The organism is Ferroacidibacillus organovorans (assembly GCF_001516615.1).
GTDB lineage: Bacteria > Bacillota > Bacilli > Alicyclobacillales > SLC66 > Ferroacidibacillus > Ferroacidibacillus ferrooxidans_B.
In genome coordinates this window covers 1-2,631 of the sequence record NZ_LPVJ01000021.1, presented here as the reverse complement: position 1 = coordinate 2,631, position 2,631 = coordinate 1, and the positions used below count along the sequence as shown (strand labels likewise).

Sequence of the window (2,631 nt, the reverse complement as noted above, 5' to 3'; positions counted from 1 at the left end):
AACGTCAGGTTGTAGGATGAATTTGCCGGCAATATCAATGTGCACGAAATGAGGGGATGATGGCGGAAAAAGAACGATGGAAAGTGGGGAATTGGCGAAGCTGACGGGCATTACGATTCGGGCGCTGCACCATTACGACCAGATCGGGTTGCTTGTTCCTTTTTGCACTCTGGCGCTGGTCACAGACTGTATTCGGGAAAGGACATCGCTCGTCTGCAACAAATCATTTCTCTGAAGCAGTTGGGTTTTTCTCTGGACGAAATCGGAGAACTGCTTGACAACCCCAGTTTTCGTCCGGACAAAGCAATTCGAATGCAGTTGGATCGATTGGTTCAACAAATCCGAATTCAGGAAGACTTGCGGAGCCGACTGGAGCGTCTATATGAGTTGGTTCAAGCTCAACGAGAACTGACTGGAGAGGAATGGATCAAAATCATCGAGGTGATGAAAATGACGGAGAAGTATTTTACTCCAGAGCAGATGGAGAAACTCAAGAAACAAGGGGAACTTCTGGGAACCGAGAAAATCAAAGAGGTTGAGAACGAATGGCCAAGCCTGATTGCCAACGTACGCGTAGAACTGAAAAAGGGGACGCCTCCTGATAGTCCTGAGGTACAACTGTTGGCCAAGCGGTGGAAAGAACTCGTCAACCTCTTTACAGGCGGTGATTCTAGCATTACGCGATCCGCTGAACAATATTACGCGGAGAACCCGGACCGAGCAGCGGAATTCGGCATGGATAAGGAGTTGTGGCAGTACATCTCGAAGGCCATGGCCACCAGTTTAGTGACTGACGACCCCCAGTAAGATGCAGGATAATTCTACAACAGGCCCTTGGTTCTTCACTTCCCAGAACCAGGGGCTCCTTTTTATGCTGTTTCCCACATATCAAATACTTTCCGCCACCTGGGTGTATACTAACGGTAAATCCATCCAGAGAGGATGATTCACCCGTGAACTCCAACAACGGCGGCCATAAATTCACCAACCGCCTCATCCACGAGAAATCCCCATACCTGCTTCAGCACGCCCATAACCCGGTCGACTGGTACCCTTGGTGCGACGAGGCGTTCCGCATCGCTCGCAGGTTCAATCGTCCCATTCTTTTGTCCATCGGCTACTCGTAGCCCTGCGGGGCTACGAGTGGCAATATACGGTAATGGAGTAATATATGGACCTGTCACTGATGCCGAGTCCATATATTACTCCATTGGAGGAAGATGGAGTAATCGAAGTATACTGCTCATGTGGACACATCGCCGCCTATGTTTTGCCATTCCTTCGCCCGTATCTCTAACTTAAAATTATAAAGGCTCACGTTGCTGGTGAGAACAGAATTATAGATCGTAGTTATGAAGGTAGTGATAATGTGGGACTCGATCAACTGAAAATTTTACTACGAAAGCGTCAGAACGACCAGTCGAGCCAGTTGATTTCACAGTTGTATCTCAATAATTCAGAGGGATTTCGACGTGGCTTATTGTTAAGCGGATGTTTGCCCGAACCAATGAACCGGAATTTTGATTCGAACAGCTTCATATTGGACTCTTTCGAGAGTTCGTGCTTGGAGGCTGAGAAAATAATAGCCGACAAGTCTTTACATGCTCATGAGTTTCGAGATATATACGTGGGGATCGTTTCGGCGATTAAGGCAATTAGGAAGAACTTCTGCAGCAATTCCACACGGCTGGAAGGTTCTTCGTTTCTGGAATATGACGTTGTGAAGCAGCTTCAAATGTTATTCGTGTTCTACGAAGATCAATGCCGTTTAATTCAACAACAGGTGGAGAATACGAACAAAGGAGACTCAATTCACGGCTATGAAATGCATGTCTCTACTTTTAAGACACGCGATGGTGAACAGGCAGCTTCCGCATCGGACAAACAGGAATCATTGCTGGAAATCATCGATACCCTTGCTCGATATTTATATTTTAAGTGTCCACTTGGACAAATTAAGGAACCCGACGATGTATGTCCCTATGAGGACTCAAAGATTGAAGAAATAATGTTACTAGCTGAAGGGAAATTCTTTTTAGACCTTGTATGGGAAAGAATTAAATTTAGAAACTGGAATGTCGAATGGATTGAAACACAGGGTAGATCTTATCTGGGCACCTATCCTCCAAGTCACGACGAGTTAAAATACGAGAGAGCCTCCACAATTCGTTACTACTATAAAGACCATGCAGACATACATAAGTTAATGCTGGAAAATGGTGAATCCATTCGTAAATCATTCAAGTTTACTAGGGCACTCGCCAGGCCCCACGCATCTTTAGTGGGCGGTGAAGAATTTCCCCTTGCTGGGTCTAGAATAAGCGAGGTCACGGGAAAGATACGAAAAATATAATTTCTACTGGAAACCGGCAGGAATCGGCAGTACGCAACGCGAAAAGCCTCCAAAGGGTCCATCCTAAGGAGGCGATGCCACTGTGACGAAACAGTGGGTACGGGAGTTCATCCAGTACTCTTCTAGAATATACGGATTGTCTCAAATGATCAAGCATGCGCGAGATGGACGAAGACAGCCTCAGATTCCTTCGTCTGTGATTTTTACTGTTTTGTTGGCTGGGTTCGCACTGCGAACGCCAAGCATGGAGGACTTAGAGCGGCAGCTTCGCAAGGGGC

Annotated in this window: 4 protein-coding genes and 1 pseudogene; all 5 read left to right on the top strand. The window is 46.6% G+C overall.

The window, feature by feature from the left end:
- The first annotated feature begins 76 nt into the window (after positions 1-76).
- The gene (locus tag ATW55_RS16735; RefSeq protein ID WP_235587036.1) at positions 77-235 is read left to right on the top strand and encodes a MerR family DNA-binding transcriptional regulator; all 159 of its coding nucleotides are present in this window, start codon (positions 77-79) and stop codon (positions 233-235) included.
- On the top strand, positions 163-807 hold the full coding sequence (locus ATW55_RS06975) for a MerR family transcriptional regulator (protein ID WP_067714700.1): 645 nt from the start codon (positions 163-165) through the stop codon (positions 805-807). The genes ATW55_RS16735 and ATW55_RS06975 overlap by 73 nt, the downstream gene beginning before the upstream one ends.
- A gap of 146 nt (positions 808-953) precedes the next feature.
- A pseudogene (locus ATW55_RS15745) lies at positions 954-1,124 on the top strand (DUF255 domain-containing protein); the annotation flags it as partial.
- Positions 1,125-1,564: 440 nt separating this feature from the next.
- Positions 1,565-2,353: a hypothetical protein gene (locus ATW55_RS06965; RefSeq protein WP_153005044.1), complete on the top strand. Its 789-nt coding sequence runs from the start codon at positions 1,565-1,567 to the stop codon at positions 2,351-2,353.
- Positions 2,354-2,435: 82 nt separating this feature from the next.
- The coding region (locus ATW55_RS06960; protein ID WP_201024944.1) for a hypothetical protein at positions 2,436-2,631 on the top strand (196 nt) is incomplete at its 3' end.